This window comes from Pseudomonas sp. QL9, from assembly GCF_041409665.1.
Lineage (GTDB): Bacteria > Pseudomonadota > Gammaproteobacteria > Pseudomonadales > Pseudomonadaceae > Pseudomonas > Pseudomonas knackmussii.
In genome coordinates this window covers 2394000-2418998 of the sequence record NZ_CP166971.1, presented here as the reverse complement: position 1 = coordinate 2418998, position 24999 = coordinate 2394000, and the positions used below count along the sequence as shown (strand labels likewise).

Genomic DNA, 24999 nt, shown 5'->3' with positions numbered 1-24999 from the left:
TATCGTGGGACCCTCATCCACCACCGAGGTCCCTCCCATGAAAACCGCTCGTCTCTTCCTGTTCGTCGGCCTGACCGGCCTTTCCCTCCTGGCCCAGGCCGAAAGCGGCGGCGACCGCACCTTCGCGCGCATGCAGCAGAACCTCCAGGCGTCCATGCAGAACACACGCGAAGAAGCCGTCGCCGGCAACTTCGAGCCCTATCGCTACGGCATGAACCTGGACATCGCCGAAGTGCTCGAAGTGACCCATGGCCAGGGTTGCGGCGTGGTGCCGGTGCGCATGCGCTACCTCGACTCCCAGGGCGCAGAGCAGCGCCTGGAGTATCGCAGCGAGCGCGTCAGCTGCAGCCGCGGGCTCTGAATGGCGCGCGTCAAACCGGCCCGGGGAAGACCAGCTCGAACCGGGTCGGGCCTTGCGGCCTGCTGTCCACGGTCACCGCGCCGCCATGCAGACTCATGATCGAGCGGACGATGGCCAGCCCCAGGCCGGTTCCGCCTTCGCTCCGGGTGCCGTGCTCGTTGGCCCGGTAGAAGCGCTCGAATAGCCGTGCGAGATGACGCTCGGCGATGCCCGTGCCGGGATTGCTGACGCTCAGGCAGACCCCCTTTTCACCCCGACGAATCTCGACGTCGATGCGTTGCCCTTCCGGGGTATGGCGGATGGCATTGGAAAGCAGGTTGGAGAAGGCCCGCTGCACCATCAGCCGATTGCCGAGAATGTCGGCTTCGCCCCGCAGCCTGATCTCCAGGCGCTTCTCCTCGGCGGCGAAGAGGAACACTTCGCTCACGCGCCTAGCCTCTTCGCCAAGACACAGTGGTTCGAAAGGCACCTGCGCCTGGCTGACCTGGGCCAGGAACAGCATGTCGGTGACGATGCGCGACAGGCGCTGCAGCTCTTCCACCCCCGAAACCAGCACCGCCTCGTACTCCTCGACCGAGCGGCTGCGCGCGAGGGTGACCTGCGCCTTGCCCAGCAGGTTGCTGATCGGCGAACGCAGCTCGTGGGCGAGGTCATCGGAGAACTGCGTCAGCTGCTGCACGCCGTCGTCCAGGCGATGCAGCATGACATTCAGCGCCCGGGCGACTTCGCTCAACTCCCTGGGTAGGCGTTCCAGCGGAATGCGGTGGCTGAGGTCCTCGGTGGAGGTGCGCAGGGCGATCCGGCGAAAACGCCGCAAGGGCGACAGGCCGCGTTGCACGGCATGCCAGCCGCCCAGCCCGACGATCAGCAGCAGGAAAGGTACGCCAGCCAGTACCGAGTCGCGGAAGGCACCAAGCAGCGCATCGTCTGCGCTGCGTTCCTGAGTGAGCAAGACGCGCACCGGCGTGCTGTCGCCGAGCCGGGCGATGCTGCTGGCGGTGAGCAGCCGCTTGCCGTCGGCGGCGCTCCAGCTGTGGAAGTCGAGAGCGCCGGAGACCGTCAGGCGTTCCAGCATGCCGCGTCGGGCCGCGGGGCCGGTGTCCAGCAGCAAGGTGCCGTCCGACTCCACCGGCAGCAGGGTCAGGGCGAAATCGTCATGCCCGGCGATCAGGTCCAGCAACTCGTGTGGATTGCCCATCAGGGACCGGCTGTCGGCGCTTGCGGCCAGCCCATGGCGAACCTGCTGCAGCTTGTCGGCCAGCTCGTCGCGGGCGCGGCGCTGCAGCTCGTGGTCGAGCGCGGCATAGGCCAGCAGCGCCAGCACCACCACCAGGCCGGCGCACAGGAAAGCCATGCTCAGGCCCAGGCGCGACGAGAGGCTTGCCGGTTTCATTCGCGCGCCTCGAGCACATAGCCGACGCCGCGCCGGGTGTGGATCAGCGGGGCGTCGAAGGGATCGTCGACCTTGATCCGCAGGCGGCGGATGGTGACCTCCACGACGTTGGTGTCGCAGTCGAAGTTCATGTCCCACACCAGCGAAATGATCTGTGTGCGGCTGAGCACCTCGCCGGTACGGCTCATCAGCAGGTGCAGCAGGGCGAACTCCTTGGTCGTCAGGTCGATGCGCCGGCCGTCGCGGTAGGCGCGGTGGCGCGCGGGGTCTAGTTCAAGCCCGGCGACATTCAGGACCGCCGGGGCGGTCACCCGTTCGCCGCGGCGCAGCAGGGTACGCACCCGGGCGAGCAGTTCGGGGAACTGGAAGGGCTTCACCAGGTAGTCGTCGGCGCCCAGTTCCAGGCCGCGTACCCGCTCGTCCAGGCGCCCGCGTGCGGTGAGCATGAGGACGCGGGTGTCGTTGTCCTGGCGCAGCTGGCGCAGGACCTCCCAGCCGTCCATCTGCGGCATGTTCACGTCGAGGATGACCAGGTCGTAGGCGCCTTGTCGCGCCAGGTGCAGGCCGTCTACGCCGTTGTTCGCGCGGTCGACGACGAAACCGCTCTCACTCAGGCCCTGGTGCAGGTAGTCGGCCGTCTTTGTTTCGTCCTCTACAACTAGGATGCGCATTCGTTACATGACCTTTATGTGTGGATGCTGAAGGGCTCATTTTTGTTTTTCTTTTCGGCTGCTGTTTATACGGGTCGACGTCTTGTCGAAAGGGGCGCGAGGTTAATGTCTGTAGCCGCTTCAGGGTCAATGCGGGCAGCAGTTATTGGGTGTTTCAGGATGTTGCATTGTCGGGTTATTAATTCTGTAAATATATGTTTTTACGTGTATTTTTATGAATTAAAAGTTTGCCTGGTGAGGTGTTATTTGCATTTTCGTCAGATATTAACTCGGCGTATTGCGGCGTTAATCTTAATTACGGATTTGTAATTGCCTGGTCACCTTGGAGATAGATCTCGGAACTTACCGTTGGCGCAATTCGCAGCGAGACCGGAATAGGCGTTCAGCGGAGCAACCGCAGAAGGCGCCGGCAAGAGGCCGCGATTCTCGTTTCAAGGTCGTTTCCAGAGGTGTGCCGTGCTTCATCGTCCAGGCCAGGCGCTGCGGTCGCTGTTCCTGATTCCCCTTTGCCTGCTGGCGCCTTCGCTCCAGGCCCGCACCCTGGGCTTCGACGAGGCGCTGCGCAGTGCCTACGCCAGCAATCCCGAACTCAGCGCCGCCGGCCGCGCCATCGGCATCGCCGAAGGTGAGCGGCAGCAGGCCGGCTTGCTGCCCAACCCGACGCTGTCCTGGGACACCGAGGACACCCGCGCCGACAGCGCCATCACCAGCCTAAGCCTGAGCCAGCCGATCGAGCTGGGTGGCAAGCGCGGCGCGCGCGTCGCCTTGGCCGAGCGTGGGCAGGAAATCGCCGCCGTTGAGCTGGAGATCCGTCGCAACGCCTTGCGCGCCGAGCTGCTGGAAGCCTTCCAGGCGGCATGGCGGGCCCAGGAGCGCGTACGCCTTGGCGACCTGTCGGCAGCGCTGGCACAGCGTGGCCTCAGTGCTGCCGAGGCGCGGGTGCGGGCTGGCAAGTCGGCGCCGCTAGAGGCGACCCGCGCCCAGGTGCAGCTCAGCGAGGTCCGCTTGGAGTTGCAGCGCGCACGGGTGGAGCGCGACGACATCTATCGTGTCCTGGCCAGCCTCATGGGCCAGGCCGAGCCAGACTTCGCCGAAGTCGGCAGAGCCGAGTCCACGCCGGTTCCGGAGCCGATGCCTCTGCTGCAGCGCCTGGACGACACGGCTGAAATGCGCCTGGCGCGCCTGCAGATCGATCAGCGCGACGCATCCGTGAAGCTGGCCCGCACCCAGCGCGTGCCCGATCTCGATGTCACCCTCGGCAGCCAGTACGACCGCGTGGCCCGCGAGCGGGTCAACCTGGTCGGGCTGTCCATGCCGCTGCCGCTGTTCGATCGCAACCAGGGCAACCTGCTCGCCGAGGCGCGCCGGGCCGACCAGGCCCGCGACCTGCGCAACGCCAGCGAGCTGCGCTTGCGCCGGGAAACCCGCCAGGCCATCGACCTGTGGCGTACAGCGCAGGACGAGGTGCGAACCCTGCGCGACAGCCAGCTGCCCGCCGCACGCCAGGCCGTGGACAGCGCCACCCGTGGCTTCGAGATGGGCAAGTTCGGCTTCCTCGAAGTACTCGACGCGCAGCGCACCTTGCTTGCCGTGCGCGACCAGTACCTGCAGGCGCTCGCCCGCCTGGCCGAGGCGCGCGGGCGCACCGAGCGCATCTACGGCGACCTGGCGGCGCCGCGCTGATGCGTTGGCTGGCCGGCCTGCCGCTCGGCCTGACCGCGGCGCTGGCGCCGGGCAGCGGCGAGCACCTTCCCTTCCAGGCCGGCGCTGTCGCCGAGCACTGGTGCATCCATGACCTGTTCCGCGTCCTGGGCGTGATCGTTGGCGCCTGAGGCCGCGGGACCTTCCGGGGGTATCCATGAAACCGAAACAGATGAAGATCGCCGTCGCCGGGCTCCTGCTGCTGGCGCTGGGCGGCGTGGCCGGAATGACCTTGGGCCGTGTCGCCCAGGCGCCAGACGTGCATGCCGACGGCGAGCAACACTCGACGAACACCGGCGAGGAGCATGACGAAGACGAGGGCATGCGCCTGAGCGACGAGCAACTGCGCGCGGCCGGCGTCGAGCTGGCCACTGCCGCGCCGAGCGAGCTGGCCGGCCGCCTCATCCTGCCCGGCGAGATCGCCTTCGACGCCGACCGCACCGCGCACCTGGTGCCGCGGGTGAGCGGGGTGGTCGAGCAGGTTGCCGCCGAACTCGGCCAGGCGGTCAAACGCGGTGACTTGCTGGCGGTGATCGCCAGTCCGCAGCTTTCCGACCTGCGCAGCGAGCGGGCGGCGGCGCAGCGGCGCGTGGAACTGGCGCGCGTCACCCTGGATCGCGAGCGGCAGCTGTGGGAGGAGAAAGTCTCCGCCGAACAGGATTACCTACAGGCGCGCCAGGCGTTGCAGGAAGCCGAGATCGCCCTGGGCAATGCGCAGCAGAAGCTCGGCGCCCTCGGCAGCGCCGGCGGCAATCGCTATGAGCTGCGCGCGCCTTTCGACGGCGTCGTGGTGGAGAAGCACCTGGTGCCTGGCGAAGTGGTTGGCGAGAGCACCGCGGCCTTCACCCTGTCCGATCTGTCGCGGGTCTGGGCGACCTTCAACGTGGCGCCGCGCGACCTTGCCCAGGTGCAGGTCGGCAAGCTGGCGGAGGTCGAGGCGAGCGACCTGGGCAAGCGGGTGCAGGGGCGAGTGATCCGCGTCGGCAACCTGCTGGGCGAGCAGTCGCGGATGGCCAGCGCCCACGTGCTGCTGGACAACCCCGATGGCGCCTGGCGACCGGGGCTGCCGGTGCAGCTCTCGCTGGCGGGCACGGCACGCCAGGCGGCAGTCAGCGTTCCGCAGAGCGCGTTGCAGACTCTGGAGCAGCAGACCGTGGTGTTCGTCCGCCGCGACGGCGCTTTCGTCGCGCAACCGGTGCGCCTGGGCGTGCGTGACCAGGGCCAGGTGGAGGTTCTGCAGGGCCTGGTGGCCGGCGAGCAGGTCGCCGCCGCTGGCAGCTTCGCCCTCAAGTCGGAGCTGGGCAAAGCCAGCGCCGAACACTCCCACTGACACCGAGTGTCCAGCATGTTCGAACGCATCCTCCGTTTCGCCATCGAGCAGCGCTATCTGGTGCTGCTCGCCGTTCTCGCCATGGCTGCCCTTGGCGTCTTCAGCTACCAGAAGCTGCCGATCGACGCGGTGCCGGATATCACCAATGTCCAGGTGCAGATCAACACCGCCGCCGCCGGCTACTCGCCGCTGGAGACCGAGCAGCGCATCACCTATCCCATCGAGACCGCGATGGCGGGCCTGCCGGGGTTGCAGCAGACGCGCTCGATCTCGCGCTCCGGCTTGTCCCAGGTGACGGTGATCTTCGCCGACGGCACCGATCTCTACTTCGCCCGCCAATTGGTGAACGAGCGCCTGCAACAGGCCCGCGAGCAACTGCCCGAAGGCGTCGAGGCGGCGTTGGGGCCGATTTCCACCGGCCTGGGCGAAATCTTCCTGTGGACCATCGAAGCCGCCGAAGGCGCGCGCAAGGAAGACGGTACGCCCTACACGCCAGGCGACCTGCGGGTCATCCAGGACTGGATCGTCAAGCCGCAGCTGCGCAACGTGCCGGGTGTTGCCGAGATCAACACCATCGGCGGCGAGGCGCGGCAGTTCCAGGTCGCTCCCGACCTGCAGCGGCTGGCCGCGCATCGCCTGACCCTGGCCGATCTGCTGGCCGCGCTGGAGCGCAACAACGCCAACGTCGGCGCCGGATACATCGAGCGCAACGGCGAGCAGTTGCTGGTGCGCGCGCCGGGGCAACTGGGCGGGCTGGAGGACATCGGCAACATCGTGGTCAGCCGCCTCGACGGCACGCCGATCCGCGTCCGTGACGTGGCCCAGGTGCAGATCGGCCGCGAGCTGCGCAGCGGCGCAGCTACAGAGAATGGCCGGGAAGTCGTGCTGGGCACGGTGTTCATGCTGATCGGCGAGAACAGCCGCGAGGTCGCCCGCGCGGTGGGCGAGCGTTTGCAGCAGATCAACCGAAGCCTGCCGGCGGGTGTGCAGGCGGTGCCGGTCTACGACCGCACGCAGCTGGTGGACAAGGCCATCGCCACGGTGAAGAAGAACCTGGTCGAGGGCGCGGTGCTGGTCATAGCCGTGCTCTTCCTGTTCCTCGGCAACATCCGCGCGGCGCTGATCACTGCCATGGTGATCCCGCTGGCGATGCTGTTCACCTTCACCGGCATGTTCGCCAACCGCGTCAGCGCCAACCTGATGAGCCTGGGCGCATTGGACTTCGGCATCATCGTCGATGGCGCGGTGGTCATAGTCGAGAACGCCATCCGCCGCCTGGCCCACGCGCAACGCCAGCACGGCCGCCTGCTGACCCTGGGCGAGCGCCTGCACGAAGTCTTCGCCGCCTCGAAGGAGGCGCGCCGCGCGCTGGTGTTCGGCCAGCTGATCATCATGGTGGTGTACCTGCCGATCTTCGCCCTCACCGGGGTCGAGGGGAAAATGTTCCATCCCATGGCCTTCACCGTGGTGATCGCCCTGGCCGGCGCCATGCTGCTGTCGCTGACCTTCGTCCCGGCGGCCATCGCCATCTTCGTCAGCGGCCGCGTGCAAGAGGAAGAGAACGCTCTGATGCGCCGCGCACGCGAAGCCTACGAGCCGGTGCTGGGCTGGGTGATGGGCCGGCGCGCCGGCGTCTTCGCCGCAGCTGCCGTACTGGTGCTGGGCGCCGGCCTGCTGGCGTCGCGCCTGGGCAGCGAGTTCGTGCCCAGCCTCAGCGAGGGCGATTTCGCCCTGCAGGCCCTGCGCGTGCCGGGCACCAGCCTGACGCAGTCGCTGGAACTGCAGCAAAGCCTGGAACGGCGCATCCTCGAACGGGTGCCGGAGGTCGAGCGCGTCTTCGCCCGCACCGGCACCGCCGAGATCGCTTCCGACCCCATGCCGCCGAACATTTCCGACGGCTATCTGATGCTCAAACCCAACGCGCAGTGGCCGGACCCGAAGAAGCCGCGCGAGCAACTGATCGCCAAGATCCAGCAGGCCGCCGCCGAGGTGCCGGGCAGCAACTACGAGCTGTCGCAGCCGATCCAGCTGCGTTTCAACGAGCTGATTTCCGGTGTGCGCAGCGACGTGGCGGTGAAAGTTTCCGGTGACGACATGGGCGTGCTGGAGGCGACTGCCGGGAAGATCGCCGCCGCGTTGCGCAAGGTCCCCGGTGCGTCCGAGGTGAAGGTCGAGCAGACCGGCGGCCTGCCGGTGCTGACCCTGGATATCGACCGCGAACGCGCTGCGCGCTTCGGCCTGAATGTCGGCGACGTGCAGGATTTCATCGCCGTGGCCGTCGGTGGGCGTCAGGCCGGCACGTTGTTCGAGGGCGACCGGCGCTTCGACCTGTTGGTGCGCTTGCCGGATGCGTTGCGCAGCGATGTCGATGGCCTGGCGCGCTTGCTGCTGCCGGTTCCGGCCGGCGCGGATGGGCGCATCGGCTTCATTCCCCTCGGCGAGGTGGCGCAGGTGCGGATGGTGCAGGGGCCGAACCAGGTCAGCCGGGAAGACGGCAAGCGCCTGGTGGTGGTCAGCGCGAACGTGCGTGGCCGCGACATCGGTTCCTTCGTCGCCGAGGCGCAGCAGCGTCTGGATACCGAGGTGCAGGTGCCGGCCGGCTACTGGACCACCTGGGGCGGCCAGTTCGAGCAGTTGCAGTCGGCGGCCAAGCGCCTGCAGATCGTGGTGCCGGTGGCGCTGCTGCTGGTCTTCGTGCTGCTGTTCATGATGTTTGGCAACGTCCGCGACGGCCTGCTGGTGTTCACCGGGATTCCCTTCGCCCTCACCGGCGGGGTAGCGGCGCTGTGGCTGCGCGACATTCCGCTGTCGATCTCGGCGGGTGTCGGCTTCATCGCCCTGTCCGGGGTGGCGGTGCTCAACGGCCTGGTGATGCTGGCCTTCATCCGCAATCTGCGTGAGGAGGGGCTCGGCCTGGACGCGGCGATCCGCGAGGGCGCGCTGACCCGCCTACGGCCGGTGCTGATGACCGCGCTGGTGGCGTCCCTGGGCTTCGTGCCCATGGCCCTGGCCACCGGCACGGGTGCCGAAGTGCAACGTCCGCTGGCGACCGTCGTGATCGGCGGCATCCTCTCGTCCACCGCGCTGACCCTGCTGGTGCTGCCGGCGCTGTATCGCTGGGCGCACCGCCGCGCCGAGGACGCCTGAACGCAGGCAAAAAAAAGGCGCCCGCGGGGTGGGCGCCTCAGGGGCCGTCTCTTACCAAAGGAGCGTGGTCGCTTCCGAGAGGGCCGTCAGTTCACGGATGAATGGCTGACCTGCACATTGAAACCCGGTGGGCCTAACAGGACGCTGAGGCGTAAATGACGATTCTGATAGGCGTTTCGCGCTCGCATGAAAAAGGCCCCCGCAGGGGCCTTTTCGTTGCCTGGATTTCAGAGCACTTGCAGCGGGTATTCGACTATCACGCGCGTTTCGTCCAGGTCCGATTCGAAGGCGCTGGCGCGGGTGGTGGCCTGGCGGATGCGGAATGACAGGTCCTTGAACTGGCCGCTCTGCACCACGTATTTCGCCTCGATGTTGCGCTCCCAGCGCTTCTGGTCGGTCAACGGGTTGCCGTTTTCGTCGCGGCGCATGTAGGTGGCGTTGGCATGGCTGTAGTCGGCATCGGTGCCCTTGCCATAGCGGGTCATGAAGCTCAGGCCCGGGACGCCGTAGGCGCTCATGTCGATATCGTAGCGAAGCATCCAGGAGCGCTCTTTTGGGGCGTTGAAGTCGCTGTACTGGATCGAGTTGTCCAGATAGATGCTGTCGGAGTGACGCAGGTAGTCGAAGTCGTTGTTGCCGTTGTTGCGCTGGTGGCTCAGGGCGAGGCTGTGGGCGCCGAAGCGTACGCCGAGCTTGCCGCTCCAGATGTTGGTGTTGAACTCGCCGAGCAGCTCGCGGCCGCCGTCGTCCACCGACTTGTAGTAGTTCAGTGCGCCGAACAAGGTGAGGTCGTCGGCCAGCGGATATTCCATCGAGGTGCCGGCGTAGTACTGCTTCCAGGTGTCTTGCAGGCGGCTGCCGTAGAGGCTGACGCTGACGGTGTCGGTCAGTGCGTAGTCGCCGCCCAGGTAGTCGAGGGATGCGGCGTCCACCGGGCCTGCATAGGTGGTGGCGAAACCGCCGCGTATCCGGCGCTCGGCCGGTTGGCTCATCGAGTGCAGGCGTCCGGCCTGCAGGCCGAGGCCGTCGATGCTGGTGTTGTTCAGGGTCACACCGCGGAAGGTTTCGGGCAGCAGGCGTGAGTCGCCGTAGTGCGCCACCGGGGTTGCCGGGAAGACGTCGCCGGCTTTGATCACGGTGTCGAACAGGCGCACCTTGGCGGCGCCGCCGGCCTTGGCATATTCGCTCTCGGTGCGGCCCTGGTCGTCTACCGGCAATACGCCGAAGGAGCCCTGTCCGCCGTTGCGCCCGTCGCCGCTGTCCAGCTGGAAGCCGAGCATGGCGAAGGCATCGACGCCGAAGCCGACGGTGCCCTGGGTGAAGCCGGACTGGAAGCGGCCGATCAGGCCCTGTGCCCAGGCTTCGGAGTAGCCGTTGCCCTTGGGGCTGGACTGGCCTTTGCGGTCGTCGCGGTTGAAGTAGAAGTTGCGGTTGAGGATTTCCAGGCTGCTGCCTTCGAGGAAGCCCTCGGGCTTTTCCTCTGCGCCTGCCAGCGGGCTGGTGAGGCCGGCGGCGAGCAGGGTGAGGGCCAGGGGAATGTTCCGCTGTGTCATCGATCGCTCCAGGAGTGGGCGGCTGCGCGCGTGCGCGCCGCGTTGTCGTTTTGCGTCCGCGAACGGCTGGCGCCGCGCGGGCGGAGTCCATCCTGATGACGGCGGGATAACCCGAAGATGAGCGACGAATGACAATTCCGTCAGCTGGGGAACCGGCGGACAGGCGAAGAGTCGGGCTGGATGCTGAAGCGAAGGGGAGAGGCGGAGGAGGGGATCGTCATCCCCCCGGTGCCTGCGCGTCCGGGGGTGTGGACGGGGCACCGAGGCTGCGCGGCAGGAGCCGCCCTACATGGGGAAGGTAACGTCCCGGTCTTGTGGACAAGGACGAGAACCCTGCGGCCCACCGAGGGGTACCTGACATGGAGTCCCAGCAGGCACGGCAGGGTGGCGAAACGATAGAAGGCACCCTCCCGGCGGTCAATCGGAAAAATCGAATGGATGTTCGATATTCGCCCTTTGAATACCCCGGATCGGCGAATTTCGAGGGGCTTTCGTTAGCTGGCTATCGGCACCCGACTATACTCGTTACCGAATGTGTCGGCGTTTTTGCCTTGCGCCAGAGCGCCGCCGACCCGATCCCGGCGGTCACAGGGAGGTCCGTCGAGCCCGCTCCGATAATGTCCTTACCTACAAGAGAGCTCGTATGAACACTGTTCACTACTCAGCCGAGGAACGTTCCCGGCGGATCTTCGCCATCGTCGGTGCCTCCTCGGGCAACCTGGTGGAGTGGTTCGACTTCTACGTCTACGCCTTCACTGCCCTGTACTTCGCCCACGCCTTCTTCCCCTCGGACAACCCCACGGTGCAGTTGCTGAACACCGCCGGGGTATTCGCCGCGGGCTTCCTGATGCGCCCGATCGGCGGCTGGATGTTCGGCCGCATCGCCGACCGCGCGGGGCGCAAGACGGCGATGATGATTTCGGTGCTGATGATGTGCGGCGGCTCCCTGGCCATCGCAGTGATGCCCACCTACGAGAGCATCGGTGTGCTGGCGCCGGCCGGCCTGCTGTTGGCGCGGCTGTTCCAGGGGCTTTCAGTGGGCGGCGAATACGGCACCAGCGCGACCTACATGAGCGAGGTTGCGCTCAAGGGCCAGCGTGGTTTCTTTGCGTCCTTCCAATACGTCACCCTGATTGGCGGCCAATTGCTGGCGGTGCTGGTGGTGGTGATCCTGCAGCAGCTGCTGACCAACGAGGAGCTGCGCGCCTGGGGTTGGCGGATTCCCTTCGTGGTCGGTGCCATCACCGCCGTGATCGCCTTCTACCTGCGCCGCTCGCTGAGCGAGACGGCCAAGGACGAGAACTTGCATCGCAGCGAGTCCGGCACCCTCACCGAGCTCTTCTCCAAGCACAAGCGCGCCTTCTTCACGGTGCTCGGCTTCACCGCCGGCGGCTCGCTGATCTTCTACACCTTCACCACCTACATGCAGAAGTACCTGGTCAACACCGCCGGGATGGACGCCAAGACCGCCAGCGGCGTGATGACCTTCGCGCTGTTCGTCTACATGTGCCTGCAGCCGGTGTTCGGCTCGCTCTCCGACCGCATCGGGCGTAAGACCTCGATGCTCTGGTTCAGCGTCCTGGGCATGCTCTGCACCTGGCCGATCCTCAGCGCGCTGAAGACCGTGCACAGCCCGGTGGCGGCCTTCGGCCTGATCATCCTGGCGCTGGCCATCGTCAGCCTCTACACCTCGATCAGCGGGCTGATCAAGGCCGAGCTGTTCCCGCCGCAGATCCGCGCGCTGGGCGTCGGCCTTTCCTATGCGGTGGGCAACGCGATCTTCGGCGGCTCGGCGGAATACGTGGCGCTGTGGCTGAAGAGCATGGGCGTGGAGGAGTACTTCTACCTCTACGTCTCGGTGCTGTGCGGCGTGGCGCTGGTGGTCTGCCTGCTGCTGCCGGACCTGCGCAAGGTCAGCTACCTCAACGACGAGGACTGACCCCGCTCAATCGGCCTTGCCGCGCAGCTTGCTGTTCGGCAGGCCGAGGGCGATGAACAGGGCCAGCAGGCCGACTCCGGCGTTGACCAGGAACAGCTCGCGGAACACCGCGCCCAGTGCTTGCCGGCGGTCCTCATGGCCAGGGCCGCCGAGGCTGCTCAGCAACTCGTTGACCGCAACGCCGTGGCCCAGGCCTTCGCCTGTTGCCAGGGGCTGCAGCATGGCCAGCAGAATCGCCGACATCAGGGCGACGCCCACCGCGCCGCCGAGTGAGCGGAACAGCGTGACGTTGCTGGTGGCTACCCCGAGGTAGCGCTGCTCCACCGCGCTCTGCGCGGCGACCAGGGCCGTTGGGAATTGAGTACCGGCGGCGATGCCGAAGAGCAGCATGAGCACCGCGGAAGGCAGCGCCGCACCCGGCGACGTCAGCGCCATCCCTGCGACGGCGCAGGGCAGCAGCAGGGCGCCGGCAAGGATCTGTGGCTTGTAGCGGCCGATCACGGCGGTCAGGCGACCGCAGCAATAGGCACCGATCGGCACACCCATGGCCAGCGGCAGCAGGTGCAGCGCGGCGCTGTCGGCGCCGGCGCCGGTTACCGACTGGAAGCGCAGCGGCACCAGCACCGAGAGCGAAATGACCTGGAAGCTGGCGAAGAAGCCGACCAGCCAGCTCAGGGTGGCCGCGCGGATGGCGAACAGGTGCATGGGCACCAGCGGCTCGCTGAAGCGCCGCTCTTGCAGAATGAACAGCACCAACAGGACCAGCGCCCCGGCGAACAGCCCGAGCATCTGCGGATCGCGCCAGTCCGCGCCCTGGCCGACCTGGGTGATTGCCAGCAGCAGGCTGCCGAGCCCGGCGATCATCAGCGTGGTGCCGAGGTAGTCGATGCGCGGCCGATGGCCCGGCACCGGCAGGCCGACGAGGGTGCGTCGCGACACCTTGAGGGCGACCAGGCCCACCGGCAGATTGATCAGGAACACCCAGCGCCAGGACAGGTACTCGGTTAGCAGCCCGCCCAGCACCGGGCCAGCGATGCTAGCCACCGCGTACATGCTGCTGAAGTAGCCCTGGTAGCGACCGCGTTCGCGCGGCGGGACTATGTCGCCGATGATCGCCTGGCTCACCGACATCAGCCCGCCGGCGCCAACGCCCTGCAGCACCCGCGCCAGCACCAGCTGTTCCATGCTCTGCGCCAGGCCGCAGAGCAGCGAGGCGATGGTGAACAAGGCGATGGCGAAGAGCATCAGCCGGCGGCGGCCGTAGAGGTCGCCGAGCTTGCCGTAGATGGGCATGGAGACGGTCATCGCGACCATGTAGCCGGAGATCACCCAGGCAAGCAGGTCGAAGTCGCCGAAACCGGCGGAGATAGCCGGCAGCGAGACCGCGACTATGGTCTGGTCGAGGGCGCCGAGGAAGATCGCCAGCATCAGCCCGACGAGAATGGTGCGCACCGCGGGACGCGGCTGGCTGAGGGTATTCAAGGAGCCCCCCTGGGCGACAGGCGAATTCGATGGGACAGCACGGGGATTGGGCAGTCTAACGAAATGTGGCTACGCCAGGTGCGTCGGACTTTTGCGATTTCGACAAGGCTCTGTTTCGACGTTGGCAAAAGACGCATGAAAATCACCTGCTACGCTTTTCCAGCGCTTCGTTCGCACCTGCCGCCCACCGCGATGGAAAACTGCCCGGAACGCCCCTAGACGAAGGCTATGCGGTTCCGATCTATAGTTTTCTATATGTGCCAGGAGGATTGCATGAAAGCCAATCTGCCCTCTGAGTTGCTGTCGTTGCAATTGCCTCTGCGTATCCGCATCGGCGAGAGCCAGGCCTTCGACCTCGGCCCTGAGCCACGGGTGACGTTGATCGTGCGCGACCCGACGCTGCTCAGCGAGATCGCCCAGCCGAGCCTCGACGTGCTCGGGCGCGCTTACGTCGAGAAACGCATGGACATCGAAGGGCCGATCAGTGAAGTGATCGCCATGGGCTATGCCCTCAGCGAGGCGCTGGGTGGCGACGAGGGCTCGACCGACTATGTCCACGAAAGCCACGACAAGGCTACCGACGCCGAAGCGATCCACTATCACTACGACCTGTCCAACGACTTCTACCAGCTCTGGCTGGACCCGGAGATGGTGTACTCCTGCGCCTACTTCGAGACCGGCCACGAGGACCTCGCCACGGCCCAGCTCGCCAAGCTGCGCCACCTCTGTCGCAAGCTTCGGCTCAAGCCGGGCGAGAGGCTGCTCGACGTCGGTTGCGGCTGGGGCGGCCTGGCACGTCTGGCGGCCCGCGAGTTCGGCGCGCAGGTGCACGGCATCACCCTCAGCGAGGAGCAGCTCAAGCTCGGCCGCGAACGGACCAAGGCTGAGGGGCTGGAAGACAAGGTTCACCTGGAGCTGCGCGACTACCGCGACCTGCCGCGCGACGGCCGCTACGACAAGGTGGTCAGCGTGGGCATGTTCGAGCATGTCGGCCACGCCAACCTGGGCATCTACTTCCAGCACCTGTACGACGCCGTGCGCCCGGGCGGGCTGGTGATGAACCACGGCATCACTTCGCAGCACGTCGACGGGCGTCCAGTGGGCCGCGGCGCCGGCGACTTCATTGGCCGCTACGTCTTCCCCCACGGCGAACTGCCGCACCTGTCGCTGGCGGTGGCGCGGATGAGCGAGGCCGGGCTGGAGGTGGTCGACGTCGAGGGCCTGCGCCTGCATTACGCGCGCACCCTGGAGTTCTGGAGCGCCAACCTGGAGGCGAAACTGGCCGAGGCCGCGAGCCTGGTGCCGGAGACGGCGCTGCGCATCTGGCGTCTTTACCTTGCCGGTTGCGCCTATGGCTTCCAGAAGGGCTGGGTGAACCTGCACCAGATTCTCGCCAGCAAGCCCCATGCGGACGGCAGCCACGAGGTGCCCTGGAGCCGCGGCGATATCTACGTCTGAGCAGCGTTGCCGCTATTTCCCGCGCCCGGCTCAACGCCGGGCGATTTCTATCCAGTCTTCCGCGCGCAATGCCGGCGGCACGCCCTCGGCCCGCGCGGCATCGAAGGCCGCCTGCCAGCGTTTGGCCGAGCAGTTCTGCGCGTAGTTGGCTGCCAGGCCTTCGACTCGATTCAGTGCGGCGTCGGTGGCCGTACCCGGCGGCGGGTTCGCTCCCAGGCGCTCGACCATGAGGCGGGCTTGCAGGGTCTTTTCGGAGATATCCACGCAGCGGCTGAACTGGGCGTCGCTCATGCCGGGGTAGGGTGAGTCCTGGGTGCGCAGCGCCTCCACCAGCCGGGTGATCCCGATGATGAGCAGGAAGGCAGCGAACAGCAGGGCGACGACGGCGGTGCCGATCAGCACCAGCAGCGTCTCGATGGCCCATTCCTTTTCATGGCGATGCAGTTGCTTCCAGATGCCCAACGTGACCTTCCTTCACTTGGGTCTGTCAGAATGGCCCACTCTAACCAGCCATTTCGTGCGTTGCCAGGAGCCTTGCGTGTCCGCCCTCGAACTTCGTGAACTGCCCCTCGACCAGGCGCCCTGGGCCCTGCTGCTGCTCGCCGATCCCAGCCGCGAGCAGGTCGAGCGCTACCTGGCGAACTCGCGCCTGCTGGCGCTGTGCGAGGGCGATGCGGTGCGCGGCGTGCTGGCGCTGACGCCGGTGAGCTGGGGCGTGCTAGAAATCACCAACCTTGCGGTCGACGAGGCCTGGCAGGGCAAGGGCCTGGGCAAGCGCCTGCTGGCCGCAGCCATCGACGCCGCGCGTGCCGCCGGTGCGCTGCGCCTGGACATCGCGACCGGCAACTCCAGCCTGGCGCAGCTCGGGCTCTACCAGCGCATGGGCTTTCGCATCTGCGCGGTGGAACCCGATTACTTCACGCTCAACTACCCCGAGCCCATCGTCGAGAACGGCATTCCCTGCCGCGACCGCCTGCGCCTGAGCCTGGTGCTCTAGGGCTTGCCGGCCAGCGCCCGGTAGAGGGTGTCGACGTTGTCGCGGTACAGCCCCAGGTAGGTGCTGGCCGGGCCGTCGCTGGCGAGGGCGTCGGAGTGCAGGGTGCCGCCGATGGCCGCGCCGCTTTCCTCGGCGATCTGCTGCATCAGCCGCGGGTCCTTGATGTTCTCGACGAAGACCGCGCGGATGTGTTGCTCGCGGATCTGCCGCACCAGCGCAGCAACGTCGCTGGCCGAGGCCTCGCGCTCGGTGGACAGGCCCTGTGGCGCCAGCAGCGTCAGGCCGTAGGCCTGGCCGAGGTAGCCGAAGGCGTCATGCGAAGTCACCAGGCTGCGGCGGTCGGCCGGCAGGTTGCCGAGCTTGCCCTTGGCGTAGGCGAGCAGTTCGTGGGCCTGCTTCAAGTAGGCCGCGGCGTTGCGCTGGTAATCGGCGGCGTTGGCCGGGTCGACCTGGGCCAGGGCCTTGGCGATGTTGCCGACATAGATGTCGGCGTTGGCCAGGTTGTTCCAGGCGTGCGGGTCGGGAATGGTCTGGCCGTCTTCCTCCAGGCTGCGCGGGATTACGCCGTGGCTGGCCTGGATCACCTTCGCGCGCGTCTCGGTGCTCTTTACCAGGCGGTCGAGCCAGGGCTCGAAGCCCAGGCCGTTCTCCACGATTAGGCCGGCCTGGCGTACCGCACGGGCGTCGTCCGGGGTGGTCTCGTAGGTATGCGCGTCGCTGTCGGGACCGACCAGGTTGCTGACCTGGATATGTTCGCCGCCGACCGCGCGGGTCATGTCGGCGAGGATGCTGAAGCTGGTCACCACCTTCAGCCGTTCGGCGGCGGACAGCGACAGGGGCAGGCAGAAGGCGAACAGGAGCAGCAGGGCACGCATGGGGAAACTCCTCGATAGGGATGTCATTGCGGAATGGGCAGCAGGCCGCGGCGCAACAGGCCGTGCACCGGGCCGAGGAACACCGAGAACAGGTAGAACAGGCCGGCGCAGAGGACGATGGCCGGCCCGCTGGGCAGCGACCAGGCGTAGGACGCCGCCAGGCCGAGCCACACCGAGAGCGCGCCGAAGCCGGCGGCGAGCGCCAGCAGCAGCGGCAGGCGGCGGCTCCAGAAGCGGGCGGCAGCGGCCGGCAGCATCATCAGGCCGACCATCATCAGTGCGCCCAGGGCCTGGAAGCCGATGACCAGGTTGAGCACCACCAGGCCGAGGAACAGGCCGTGGGCGAATGGCCCAAGGCGGCTGACGCTGCGCAGGAACAGCGGGTCGAGGCTGTCCAGCAGCAGGCTGCGGTAGATGACCGCGAGCAGCAGCAGGCTGAGTGCGGCGACGCCGAGCATCCCCAGCAGGGTCGTGCGGTCCACCGCCAGGGCCGAGCCGAACAGCACTTCCAGCAGGTTCAGGCGCTTGCCGGCGAGGCCGAGCAGGAGCACGCCGCTGGCCAGCGAGATCGGGTAGACGGCGGCCAGGCTGGCGTCCTCGCGCAGCCCGGTGTGGCGCGTCACCCAGGCGGCCAGCCCGGCTACCGCGAGGCCGGCGCCGAGGCCGCCGAGGGTCAGCGCCGGCAGCGACAGCCCGGCCAGCCAGAAGCCGACGGCGGCGCCGGGGAGGATGCCGTGAGCGATGGCGTCGCCGATCAGGCTCATGCGCCGCAGGATGAGGAACACCCCGAGCGGCGCGGCGCTCAGGGCCAGGGCCACGCCACCGAAGAGGGCGCGGCGCATGAAGGCGAATTCGCAGAAGGGCTGCCAGAGCGCGTGCAGGATCATCACGCCACCCAGGCCAGGTCGCGCCGGGCGATCAACTTTTGGCTGCTGCCGTGGCGGCAGCCCTCGGCGGCGATGCGCAGGCAGTCAGGCACGTGCTCGCGCACCCGCGCCAGGTCGTGGCAGACCAGCAGCAGCGTGCGGCCTTCCTCCTGCCAGGCGGCGATGCGTTGCCAGAGCAGCGCCTGCCCGGCTTCGTCGAGGCAGGCGTCGGGCTCGTCGAGCAGCAGCAGGGGGCAGTCCATCAGGCTCAGGCGAGCGAGCAGGGCGCGCTGCAGCTGGCCGCCGGAAAGCGCCGCCAGCGGGCGCTGTTCCAGGCCTTCGAGGTGCCATTCGGCGAGGGCTTCGCGGAGTTTTTCGCGGCGCGCGGCAGTGGGCAGGCGGCTGTTCCAGAAGCCGGCACCGACCAGTTCGCCGAGGCTGATCGGAAACTGTCGGTCGAGCGCCTGCTGCTGCACCAGGTAGCCGATCTCGCGGGTGCGCAGCTCGACGCGCACGCGCCCGGCCAGGGGCTTCTGCAGCCCGGCGAGGACCTTCAGCAGGCTGCTCTTGCCGCAGCCGTTGGCGCCGATCACGGCGGTCAGGCTGCCGGGGGCGAGGTCGAGGTTCAACGGCGGTGTCAGCGGCAGGCGCGGCGGCCCCCACTGCAGGGACTGGCAATGGATCATGCGACCTCCCGGCGCCACCGGCTGCGGGCCACGGCGTCATGGGCGTGGAGACTTTCGGCGTGCACCACCTGCAGCGAGAAGGCGCGCACGTCCGCGTGCCCGGCGAGGGCCAGGTGCAGGCGCCGTGCGGCGTCTTCGCAGAACATCGGGTTCTGCCCGTTGGCGAGGGCGAAGGCTTGTTCGTCGGCGCGCTTCACGGCGGTCTGCACGGCAGTGCCAAGGCTGGCTTCGGCGAGGTCGATCAGTACCTTCAGGGGCAGCTGTTCGAGGTCGTCGCGCAGTTCGATCCGCAGCTCGGCGAAGCTGCGCTGGCTGTGCGGCGTGGCGACTATCCCGGCGCTGCTGCCGAGCCACGCGTGCACGGCCTCGCGGCTCGGCGTGCGTTCGGCGAAGTCGGCGGCGAAGCGCTGCTGGATCAGCTGACGCGCCAGGGCCGCCGAGCAGGGGCAGGTGGAGGAGTAGGGCAGGCGCAGCTGCAGTTCGAGGCGCTGGCCCTGCTCGTCGAGTTGTGCCCGGACTTCGCAGGGATACGCCTTCCAGCCCTGCAACGGGCTGACCAGCGCCGCGCGTTCGAGCAGCAGGTCGAAGGCCAGGCGCAGACTGGCGCGGCGTGACAGACCGACGTGGCTGGCGAGGAAGTCGTCGAGGACTGCGCGCAGCAGGGCTGGGGTGAGCTCATGGCGTTCGAGGCGGGCCAGCGCCAGGTACAGGCGCGACATATGGATGCCGCGCGCGTTGCTGTCGTCGAGGCTGACGCCGGCGTCGGCCAGCGCGCTCAGGCGTTCGCCGTGCAGGCGCAGGGGCAGGGCGATGCCCTGCATGCCGACCCAGTCGAGCGCGAGCTGGGCGGGCGCGGCCTGGGTGGCGATATCCGGGAGGAAGGCGGTCATGGGAATGGCTGGTGATAGTGAATGTTATAATATAACGTATTGCTTCCCGATCCTTCCTGCAACCACCTCCACCATGAATCGACGCCGCCTGCTGCAGAGCCTGCTCGCCAGCGCCGCCTGGCTACCCGCCCTGGACGCCTTCGCGGGCGTCCGCCTGCTCGACGCCCGTGCCTTCCATTCGGCCGACGGCTTGCGCCTGGTCCTCGACCTGGACGGTCCCTTCCACTTCCGCACCTTCCAGCTGTCCGCGCCGGAGCGGCTGGTCATCGATCTCGATGGCGCTCGGCCGAGCGCCGACCTGGGTCGGCTGGCGCTGCCCTCGGGCCCGCTACGCGACATCCGCAGCGGACGCCTGGGCGATGGCTTGCGGCTGGTCCTCGACCTCGCCGAGCCGGTGGACCTCAATGCCTTCGCTCTCGCCCCGGAAGGCGGCAAGGGCCATCGCCTGGTGCTCGACCTGCGTCTGCAGAGGCGCCTGGTCGAAGCACCGGTCAGCTCGACGAGAGCTGCCGGCAAGGGCCGCGACATCGTGGTGGTGGTCGATGCCGGCCACGGCGGCAAGGACCCGGGTGCGCTCGGCTCGCGCGGCGAAAGGGAGAAAGACGTGGCGCTGCTGATCGCACAGAACCTGGCCAGGCGGATTGAGCGTCAGCCCGGCTTCAGGGCGCGGTTGGTGCGCAACGTCGATGTGTTCATCCCGCTGCGCCAGCGCGTGGAAGTGGCGCGGCGCTGCAATGCCGACATGTTCGTCTCGGTGCATGCCGACGCCGCGCCCCGGCGCACGGCTTCCGGCGCTTCGGTGTTCGCCCTCTCCGAACACGGCGCCACCTCGACCCTGGCGCGCTTCATGGCCGAGCGCGAGAACGGCGCCGATCTGATAGGCGCATCCAGCAACCTGCCGCTCAAGGGCAAGGACCCGGTGCTGGCCGGGGTGATCCTCGACATGTCGATCAACGCCACCATCGCCTCCAGCCTGGACCTCGGCCACAGCGTGCTGCGCAGTCTCGGCGACATCACCCGACTGCACCAGGAGCGCGTCGACCAGGCCGGCTTCGCCGTGCTCAAGTCGCCGGATATCCCGTCGATCCTGGTCGAGACCGGCTTCATCTCCAACGACGCGGACTGCCGACGGTTGCTCGACGCGCGGCACCAGCAGCTACTGGCCGAGGCGATCTTCGATGGCCTGCACCGCTATTTCCGCCAGCGCCCGCCGCAAGGAAGCCTGCTGGCGGGACTGGGGTAAAGCGTTCGCGGGCTAGCGCACCTGCTGGCTGCAGCCGCTGACCCGGCCGCAGCTGAGCTTCGCCTGGCCGCCGCTGGAACTGCTGAGGCGGCTGATGCTGGTCCAGCCGATGCCGCGGCTGGAGCCGATCCACACCTGGCCGTCGCTCGATACGCCGCTGAAGAAGGTGACCTTTCCGTAGCGCGTGCCGGTCTGCGCCCAGTCCAGGCCGCTGCTCGCGTCGAAGCCGCGCAGGTAGGTGTCGTGGCCCAGTGTGGCGACGCTGTAATGACTGCCGTCCCTTTCCATGCACGCGAGCACGTTGGCCAGCCAGGCGCAGGCGGCCGTCGCCATGCCGGGGAAGGGCAGCGGCGCGGTGCCTTCGGCGTGTGCCAGCGGGGCAGCTAGCAGAAGGCTGCAGGTGAGAAGGGCGGCTTTCATCGGTGGGCTCTGCGGCAGGGGCGCTATCTATGGCACGGCGTCCGTCGGTGGGGAAGCGGATTGTTCGAAGAGAAATGTTATATTATAACAATGTGCTTCGTCTTGAACCTGACCCGTGCCTTCCCATGAAAGAACCGACCGTAAAGCAACGCCTCCCCGTCACCGTCCTGTCCGGCTTCCTCGGCGCCGGCAAGAGCACCTTGCTCAACCAGGTGCTGAAGAACCGCGAGAACCGCCGCGTGGCGGTGATCGTCAACGACATGAGCGAAATCAACATCGACGGCGCCGAGGTGCAGCGCGACGTCAGCCTCAACCGCGCCGAAGAGAAACTGGTAGAGATGAGCAACGGCTGCATCTGCTGCACCCTGCGCGAGGACCTGCTGGAAGAGGTGGCGCGCCTGGCTGGCGAAGGCCGCTTCGACTACCTGCTGATCGAGTCCACCGGCATCTCCGAGCCGCTGCCGGTGGCCGAGACCTTCACCTTCCGTGACGAGCAGGGCCGCAGCCTGTCCGACCTGGCGCGGCTCGACACCATGGTCACGGTGGTCGACGGTCTGAATTTCCTGCGCGACTTCCATGAAGCCGACAGCCTGGCCAGCCGCGGCGAAAGCCTGGGCGAAGAGGATCAACGTTCGATCGCCGACCTGCTGATCGAGCAGGTGGAGTTCGCCGACGTCATCCTGGTCAGCAAGATCGACCTGATCTCCACCGATGAACGCGAGGAGCTGCTGGCGATCCTGCGCCGGCTCAACCCCGAGGCGGACATCCAGCCGATGCTGATGGGCCAGGTGCCGCTGGAATGGATCCTCGACACCAGGCGCTTCGATTTCGAGCGTGCGGCCCAGGCGCCGGGTTGGCTCAAGGAGCTGCGCGGCGAGCACGTCCCGGAAACCGAGGAGTACGGCATCGCCTCCAGCGCGTACCGTGCGCGCCGGCCGTTCCATCCGCAGCGCTTCCACGACTTCCTTGCACGCACCTGGGAGAATGGCCGGCTGCTGCGCTCCAAGGGCTTCTTCTGGCTCGCCAGCCGTCACCGCGAGGCGGGCAGCTGGTCGCAGGCCGGTGGGCTGATGCGCCATGGCTTGGCTGGGCGCTGGTGGCGTTTCGTCCCGCAGTCGCGCTGGCCGGAGGACACGCAGGCGCTGCAGCAGGTGCTGCGGCACTGGCAGGCGGATACGGGGGATTGCCGGCAGGAACTGGTGTTCATCGGCCAGGGCATCGACTTCGCGCGCCTGCATGCCGAACTCGATGCCTGTCTGCTGGACGATGCGGAGTTTGCCGCCGGGCCGCGCGCCTGGGTGCGCCTGGCCGATCCGTTCGAAGCCTGGACGGTGGAAGCCTGAAGGACAAAAAAATGGGCCGCCAGTGGCTGGCGGCCCTATCACCAAGATCTTTGCTGGCGTGGGGTGCCAGTGGGTGTGAGGTACCCGCGAGCAGTAGAGCAGTTCAGGATGACAGTGACGTGACGGTCATTTTCCAGACTGCCACTGGCCGTTGCTCTGGCTTTCGCAGAACGGCTGGAGGAAGCGCGCGTCGCTGGCCACGCCGTAGTAGTGGATGTCCTGGCGATAGGGCGAATTCGGCACCTGGGCGTTGCTGCACACACCGAACGCGCCGCTCGGGCAGCTATCGGCATAGGTGACTTCGACCTTCTGGTCCTTCAGCTGCGGCTGGCAGAAACCGTCGTGGAACAGCTTCGCCGGGATGCTGCGGTTCTGCTGGCAGACCTTCACATCGAGGCGGTCGCCACGACTGTGCACCACGCAGGCTTCGGCGTGGGCCAGGGCGGGCAGGAGGGAGAGGCTGGACAGCAGGAGGAAGGCCGGCAGACGCATGGGGCGGGGGTCCGATTTGCGAAGCGGCGACTCTAGCGCTTTTCCCCGCCGCCGTCAGGCCGCACCATAGGCAGATGCTCGAACAGATTCCTACCCATGTGATCGGCGGCCCACTTGGCGCCGGCAAGACCAGCCTGATCCGCGACCTGCTGCGCCAGCGCCCGGAGGGTGAACGCTGGGCGGTTCTGGTCAACGAATTCGGCCAGGTTGGCCTGGATGCCGCGCTGCTCTCCACCGATGCGGATGGCGTGGCCCTCGGCGAAGTCGCCGGTGGCTGCCTCTGCTGCGTCAACGGCGCACCCTTCAAGGTCGGCCTGGCGCGCCTGCTGCGCAAGGCCCGGCCGCAACGGCTGTTCATCGAACCCTCGGGGCTGGGCCATCCACGTACCCTGCTACGGCAACTGGGCGAGGCGCCCTGGCGCGGCGTGCTGGCGCCGCAGCCGTTGCTGCTGGTGCTCGACGCCCAAGCGCTGGCGGCGGGCCAGGCGCTGCCCGAAGCCCAGAGCGAGGCGCTGGCCGATGCCGAACTGCTGGTGCTGAACAAGAGCGAAGGGCTGGACGATGCGACCAAGGCGCGCATCCGTGCCGGTCTGCCGGAAGTGGCGGTGCGCTGGACGGAGCAAGGCCACGTGCCGCTGCAGGCGTTGCCGAGCCGTGCTGTTGATGCGGCGATTGCCGCGGAGCTACCGGCGGCAATGAACGAAATACCGGTCCTGCTGACCCGAGAGGCGCCCATTCGGCAGGTTCATGTCGAGGACGGCAGATCAGCCGTGGGCTGGCGGCTGCATCGCGATTGTCGTTTCCATCGTGACGCTGTGGATAACTGGCTCGCGTCGCTGGGCGATCTGGTGCGGGCCAAGGCGGTGCTGCATTGCGCGGAGGGCTGGCTGTCCTGCAATCGGGTGCGCGGCGATGAAGCCTGGCAGCCCAGCGCCTGGCGCAAGGACAACCGCATCGAACTGATCTTCGCTACCGACGCCGATCCTGACGCGCTGGAGGCGGGATTACTGGCCTGCCTACAGACGCCGGAGTAGGTGCAAGGTTGCCCTACAGAAAATACTGAATGATAATAATTATCAGATTCCAGTCATTTCGCAGGCACTCCCCATGTCGCCATCCCCTTCACGCTCGTTGGCGGGCGCCGCTATAGCTGCGTCCTTCGACGATCACCCGTCGTCCACCGCCGTGGACGAGGGGCTCGCGTTGCCATGCGTCAGCGCGCAGCGCAGCGGTGAAGTCAACCTGCACCTGGTGGACTGCTCGGGGGCCCGACGCGACGAAGAGGTCGACCTCGCCGAAGAAGTGCTGATTCCCTATGCGGCGCCCGTGGAGGGTGTCGAGGAAAACGAAGAGGTCTCGCAGAACGGTCGCTGGTGGCGCTCCTCCGGCATGGCCGTCGCCTTGCACCTGGGCATTGTCGCCGGCCTGGTCTGGCTGGCGCCGTCGCCTGCCGAGCTGAAGCTTGGCCGCGGCGAGGTGCCGAGCATGCAGGTCAGCGTCGTGCAGCTGCCGGCCAAGCAGGAACAGCAACCGCCGGCCGCCGCACCCGAGCCGCAGCAGGTACAGCCGGAGCCGCCGCCATCGGTGGTCGAGCCGCCCAAGCCGGAGCCGCCGAAGCCCGCGCCCAAGCCGCCGGAGAAGGCGGTGCCGAAGAAGTCGCCAAAGCCCAAGCCGAAACCCAAGCCGCAGCCCGAACCGGTGCAGGAAGCGCCCGCCCAGCCGGCACCGCCCGCGCCGGCGCCCAAGCCTGCTGCGCCTGTGGTCGGCGAGAGCACGCCCGGTGCCCAAGCCGCGCCGACCGGCACCCAAGGCCCGGCCGGCCTGCCCACCGGCAGCCTCGACGACAGCGACATCAAGCCGCTGCGCATGGATTCGCCGGTCTACCCGCCGATGGCCAAGCGCCGGAGCATCCAGGGCTACGTGAAGGTGCTGTTTACCGTGACCAGCGATGGCCGCATCGAGGACATCCAGGTGCTGGAATCCTCGCCGCCGCGCGTCTTCGACGACGCCGTGCGCCAGGCCATGGGCCGCTGGCGCTTCGAACCGCGGGTGAGCGGCGGGCAGATCACCGCACGCCAGGCCACCCGGACCATCCGCTTCAACCTCCAGGGGCTGCGCTGAAGCGCGGCGCCGGGAAACGAAAAACGCGCCT

The 24999-nt window shown here is 67.6% G+C and carries 23 protein-coding genes; 12 read left to right on the top strand and 11 right to left on the bottom strand.

Annotated elements, in window-relative coordinates; all coding sequences use genetic code 11:
- Nucleotides 1-37: 37 nt before the first annotated feature.
- Nucleotides 38-361 carry a DUF2790 domain-containing protein gene (locus ACA097_RS11500; protein WP_371370189.1) on the top strand — a complete coding sequence of 108 codons (324 nt, stop codon included), beginning with the start codon at nt 38-40 and terminating at the stop codon, nt 359-361.
- A 10-nt stretch (nt 362-371) separates the two neighbouring features.
- Here ACA097_RS11500 and ACA097_RS11495 read toward each other — a convergent pair whose 3' ends face one another.
- Together ACA097_RS11495 and ACA097_RS11490 are read right to left on the bottom strand one after the other, a co-directional pair.
- Nucleotides 372-1754: a heavy metal sensor histidine kinase gene (locus tag ACA097_RS11495; RefSeq protein ID WP_371370188.1), complete on the bottom strand. Its 1383-nt coding sequence runs from the start codon at nt 1752-1754 to the stop codon at nt 372-374.
- On the bottom strand, nt 1751-2425 hold the full coding sequence (locus tag ACA097_RS11490; protein ID WP_371370187.1) for a heavy metal response regulator transcription factor: 675 nt from the start codon (nt 2423-2425) through the stop codon (nt 1751-1753). Before ACA097_RS11490 ends, ACA097_RS11495 begins: the two co-directional genes overlap by 4 nt.
- 456 nt (nt 2426-2881) lie before the next feature.
- Here ACA097_RS11490 and ACA097_RS11485 point away from each other — a divergent pair, with 456 nt between their 5' ends.
- Genes ACA097_RS11485 through ACA097_RS11470 form a run of 4 tightly spaced genes read left to right on the top strand, consistent with a single transcriptional unit; the run spans nt 2882 to nt 8603 of the window.
- Nucleotides 2882-4108 (top strand): TolC family protein, encoded by a 1227-nt coding sequence (locus ACA097_RS11485; protein WP_371370185.1) that lies wholly within the window; start codon nt 2882-2884, stop codon nt 4106-4108.
- Nucleotides 4108-4257, top strand: coding sequence for a hypothetical protein (locus tag ACA097_RS11480; protein WP_371370184.1), 150 nt, complete (start codon nt 4108-4110; stop codon nt 4255-4257). Before ACA097_RS11485 ends, ACA097_RS11480 begins: the two co-directional genes overlap by 1 nt.
- A gap of 26 nt (nt 4258-4283) precedes the next feature.
- Nucleotides 4284-5456 (top strand): efflux RND transporter periplasmic adaptor subunit, encoded by a 1173-nt coding sequence (locus tag ACA097_RS11475; protein ID WP_371370183.1) that lies wholly within the window; start codon nt 4284-4286, stop codon nt 5454-5456.
- 15 nt (nt 5457-5471) lie between these two features.
- On the top strand, nt 5472-8603 hold the full coding sequence (locus ACA097_RS11470; protein WP_371370182.1) for a CusA/CzcA family heavy metal efflux RND transporter: 3132 nt from the start codon (nt 5472-5474) through the stop codon (nt 8601-8603).
- Between the two features lie 227 nt (nt 8604-8830).
- On the opposite strand, the gene ACA097_RS11465 is transcribed toward ACA097_RS11470, so the two are convergent.
- On the bottom strand, nt 8831-10156 hold the full coding sequence (locus ACA097_RS11465) for an OprD family porin (RefSeq protein WP_371370181.1): 1326 nt from the start codon (nt 10154-10156) through the stop codon (nt 8831-8833).
- Between the two features lie 643 nt (nt 10157-10799).
- Here ACA097_RS11465 and ACA097_RS11460 point away from each other — a divergent pair.
- Entirely contained in the window at nt 10800-12095 is a 1296-nt protein-coding gene (locus ACA097_RS11460) for an MFS family transporter (RefSeq protein WP_160285529.1), read from the top strand.
- Between the two features lie 6 nt (nt 12096-12101).
- On the opposite strand, the gene ACA097_RS11455 is transcribed toward ACA097_RS11460, so the two are convergent.
- On the bottom strand, nt 12102-13577 hold the full coding sequence (locus tag ACA097_RS11455) for an MDR family MFS transporter (protein WP_371370180.1): 1476 nt from the start codon (nt 13575-13577) through the stop codon (nt 12102-12104).
- A 273-nt stretch (nt 13578-13850) separates the two neighbouring features.
- Here ACA097_RS11455 and cfaB point away from each other — a divergent pair, with 273 nt between their 5' ends.
- Complete coding sequence (gene cfaB / locus ACA097_RS11450; RefSeq protein WP_371370179.1) at nt 13851-15035, top strand: C17 cyclopropane fatty acid synthase CfaB; 1185 nt, start codon at nt 13851-13853, stop codon at nt 15033-15035.
- A 30-nt stretch (nt 15036-15065) separates the two neighbouring features.
- Here cfaB and ACA097_RS11445 read toward each other — a convergent pair whose 3' ends face one another.
- Nucleotides 15066-15497 (bottom strand): hypothetical protein, encoded by a 432-nt coding sequence (locus ACA097_RS11445; RefSeq protein ID WP_371370178.1) that lies wholly within the window; start codon nt 15495-15497, stop codon nt 15066-15068.
- Between the two features lie 76 nt (nt 15498-15573).
- On the opposite strand from ACA097_RS11445, the gene ACA097_RS11440 reads away from it, so the two are divergent.
- Nucleotides 15574-16032: a GNAT family N-acetyltransferase gene (locus ACA097_RS11440; protein ID WP_371370177.1), complete on the top strand. Its 459-nt coding sequence runs from the start codon at nt 15574-15576 to the stop codon at nt 16030-16032.
- Here ACA097_RS11440 and ACA097_RS11435 read toward each other — a convergent pair.
- Genes ACA097_RS11435 through folE2 form a run of 4 tightly spaced genes read right to left on the bottom strand, consistent with a single transcriptional unit; the run spans nt 16029 to nt 19349 of the window.
- On the bottom strand, nt 16029-16907 hold the full coding sequence (locus tag ACA097_RS11435) for a metal ABC transporter substrate-binding protein (RefSeq protein ID WP_371370176.1): 879 nt from the start codon (nt 16905-16907) through the stop codon (nt 16029-16031). The two genes, ACA097_RS11440 and ACA097_RS11435, sit on opposite strands and share 4 nt — an antisense overlap.
- Nucleotides 16908-16930: 23 nt before the next feature.
- On the bottom strand, nt 16931-17794 hold the full coding sequence (locus ACA097_RS11430; protein ID WP_371370175.1) for a metal ABC transporter permease: 864 nt from the start codon (nt 17792-17794) through the stop codon (nt 16931-16933).
- Complete coding sequence (locus ACA097_RS11425) at nt 17794-18459, bottom strand: metal ABC transporter ATP-binding protein (protein WP_043248321.1); 666 nt, start codon at nt 18457-18459, stop codon at nt 17794-17796. Before ACA097_RS11425 ends, ACA097_RS11430 begins: the two co-directional genes overlap by 1 nt.
- Complete coding sequence (gene folE2, locus ACA097_RS11420) at nt 18456-19349, bottom strand: GTP cyclohydrolase FolE2 (RefSeq protein ID WP_371370174.1); 894 nt, start codon at nt 19347-19349, stop codon at nt 18456-18458. The genes ACA097_RS11425 and folE2 overlap by 4 nt, the downstream gene beginning before the upstream one ends.
- A gap of 73 nt (nt 19350-19422) precedes the next feature.
- On the opposite strand from folE2, the gene ACA097_RS11415 reads away from it, so the two are divergent.
- Complete coding sequence (locus tag ACA097_RS11415) at nt 19423-20592, top strand: N-acetylmuramoyl-L-alanine amidase (RefSeq protein WP_371370173.1); 1170 nt, start codon at nt 19423-19425, stop codon at nt 20590-20592.
- Between the two features lie 12 nt (nt 20593-20604).
- Here ACA097_RS11415 and ACA097_RS11410 read toward each other — a convergent pair whose 3' ends face one another.
- The gene (locus tag ACA097_RS11410; RefSeq protein WP_371370172.1) at nt 20605-21012 is read right to left on the bottom strand and encodes a hypothetical protein; all 408 of its coding nucleotides are present in this window, start codon (nt 21010-21012) and stop codon (nt 20605-20607) included.
- Between the two features lie 125 nt (nt 21013-21137).
- On the opposite strand from ACA097_RS11410, the gene zigA reads away from it, so the two are divergent.
- Entirely contained in the window at nt 21138-22355 is a 1218-nt protein-coding gene (gene zigA / locus ACA097_RS11405; protein ID WP_371370171.1) for a zinc metallochaperone GTPase ZigA, read from the top strand.
- Between the two features lie 126 nt (nt 22356-22481).
- Here the strand turns inward: zigA and ACA097_RS11400 are convergent, their stop codons facing one another.
- Entirely contained in the window at nt 22482-22847 is a 366-nt protein-coding gene (locus ACA097_RS11400; protein WP_371370170.1) for an NADH:ubiquinone oxidoreductase, read from the bottom strand.
- Between the two features lie 74 nt (nt 22848-22921).
- Between ACA097_RS11400 and ACA097_RS11395 the strand changes: the two genes are divergently transcribed.
- Entirely contained in the window at nt 22922-23881 is a 960-nt protein-coding gene (locus ACA097_RS11395) for a GTP-binding protein (RefSeq protein WP_371370169.1), read from the top strand.
- A 73-nt stretch (nt 23882-23954) separates the two neighbouring features.
- Nucleotides 23955-24968, top strand: coding sequence for an energy transducer TonB (locus tag ACA097_RS11390; protein WP_371370168.1), 1014 nt, complete (start codon nt 23955-23957; stop codon nt 24966-24968).
- Nucleotides 24969-24999: the final 31 nt, after the last annotated feature.

Coding starts and splice junctions, on each gene's coding strand:
- ACA097_RS11500 (WP_371370189.1), top strand. CDS start 38: ATGAAAACCGCTCGTCTCTTCCTGTTCGTCGGCCTGACCGGCCTTTCC.
- ACA097_RS11495 (WP_371370188.1), bottom strand. CDS start 1,754: ATGAAACCGGCAAGCCTCTCGTCGCGCCTGGGCCTGAGCATGGCTTTC.
- ACA097_RS11490 (WP_371370187.1), bottom strand. CDS start 2,425: ATGCGCATCCTAGTTGTAGAGGACGAAACAAAGACGGCCGACTACCTG.
- ACA097_RS11480 (WP_371370184.1), top strand. CDS start 4,108: ATGCGTTGGCTGGCCGGCCTGCCGCTCGGCCTGACCGCGGCGCTGGCG.
- ACA097_RS11475 (WP_371370183.1), top strand. CDS start 4,284: ATGAAACCGAAACAGATGAAGATCGCCGTCGCCGGGCTCCTGCTGCTG.
- ACA097_RS11470 (WP_371370182.1), top strand. CDS start 5,472: ATGTTCGAACGCATCCTCCGTTTCGCCATCGAGCAGCGCTATCTGGTG.
- ACA097_RS11465 (WP_371370181.1), bottom strand. CDS start 10,156: ATGACACAGCGGAACATTCCCCTGGCCCTCACCCTGCTCGCCGCCGGC.
- ACA097_RS11460 (WP_160285529.1), top strand. CDS start 10,800: ATGAACACTGTTCACTACTCAGCCGAGGAACGTTCCCGGCGGATCTTC.
- cfaB (WP_371370179.1), top strand. CDS start 13,851: ATGAAAGCCAATCTGCCCTCTGAGTTGCTGTCGTTGCAATTGCCTCTG.
- ACA097_RS11435 (WP_371370176.1), bottom strand. CDS start 16,907: ATGCGTGCCCTGCTGCTCCTGTTCGCCTTCTGCCTGCCCCTGTCGCTG.
- ACA097_RS11430 (WP_371370175.1), bottom strand. CDS start 17,794: ATGATCCTGCACGCGCTCTGGCAGCCCTTCTGCGAATTCGCCTTCATG.
- ACA097_RS11425 (WP_043248321.1), bottom strand. CDS start 18,459: ATGATCCATTGCCAGTCCCTGCAGTGGGGGCCGCCGCGCCTGCCGCTG.
- folE2 (WP_371370174.1), bottom strand. CDS start 19,349: ATGACCGCCTTCCTCCCGGATATCGCCACCCAGGCCGCGCCCGCCCAG.
- ACA097_RS11415 (WP_371370173.1), top strand. CDS start 19,423: ATGAATCGACGCCGCCTGCTGCAGAGCCTGCTCGCCAGCGCCGCCTGG.
- ACA097_RS11410 (WP_371370172.1), bottom strand. CDS start 21,012: ATGAAAGCCGCCCTTCTCACCTGCAGCCTTCTGCTAGCTGCCCCGCTG.
- zigA (WP_371370171.1), top strand. CDS start 21,138: ATGAAAGAACCGACCGTAAAGCAACGCCTCCCCGTCACCGTCCTGTCC.
- ACA097_RS11400 (WP_371370170.1), bottom strand. CDS start 22,847: ATGCGTCTGCCGGCCTTCCTCCTGCTGTCCAGCCTCTCCCTCCTGCCC.
- ACA097_RS11395 (WP_371370169.1), top strand. CDS start 22,922: ATGCTCGAACAGATTCCTACCCATGTGATCGGCGGCCCACTTGGCGCC.
- ACA097_RS11390 (WP_371370168.1), top strand. CDS start 23,955: ATGTCGCCATCCCCTTCACGCTCGTTGGCGGGCGCCGCTATAGCTGCG.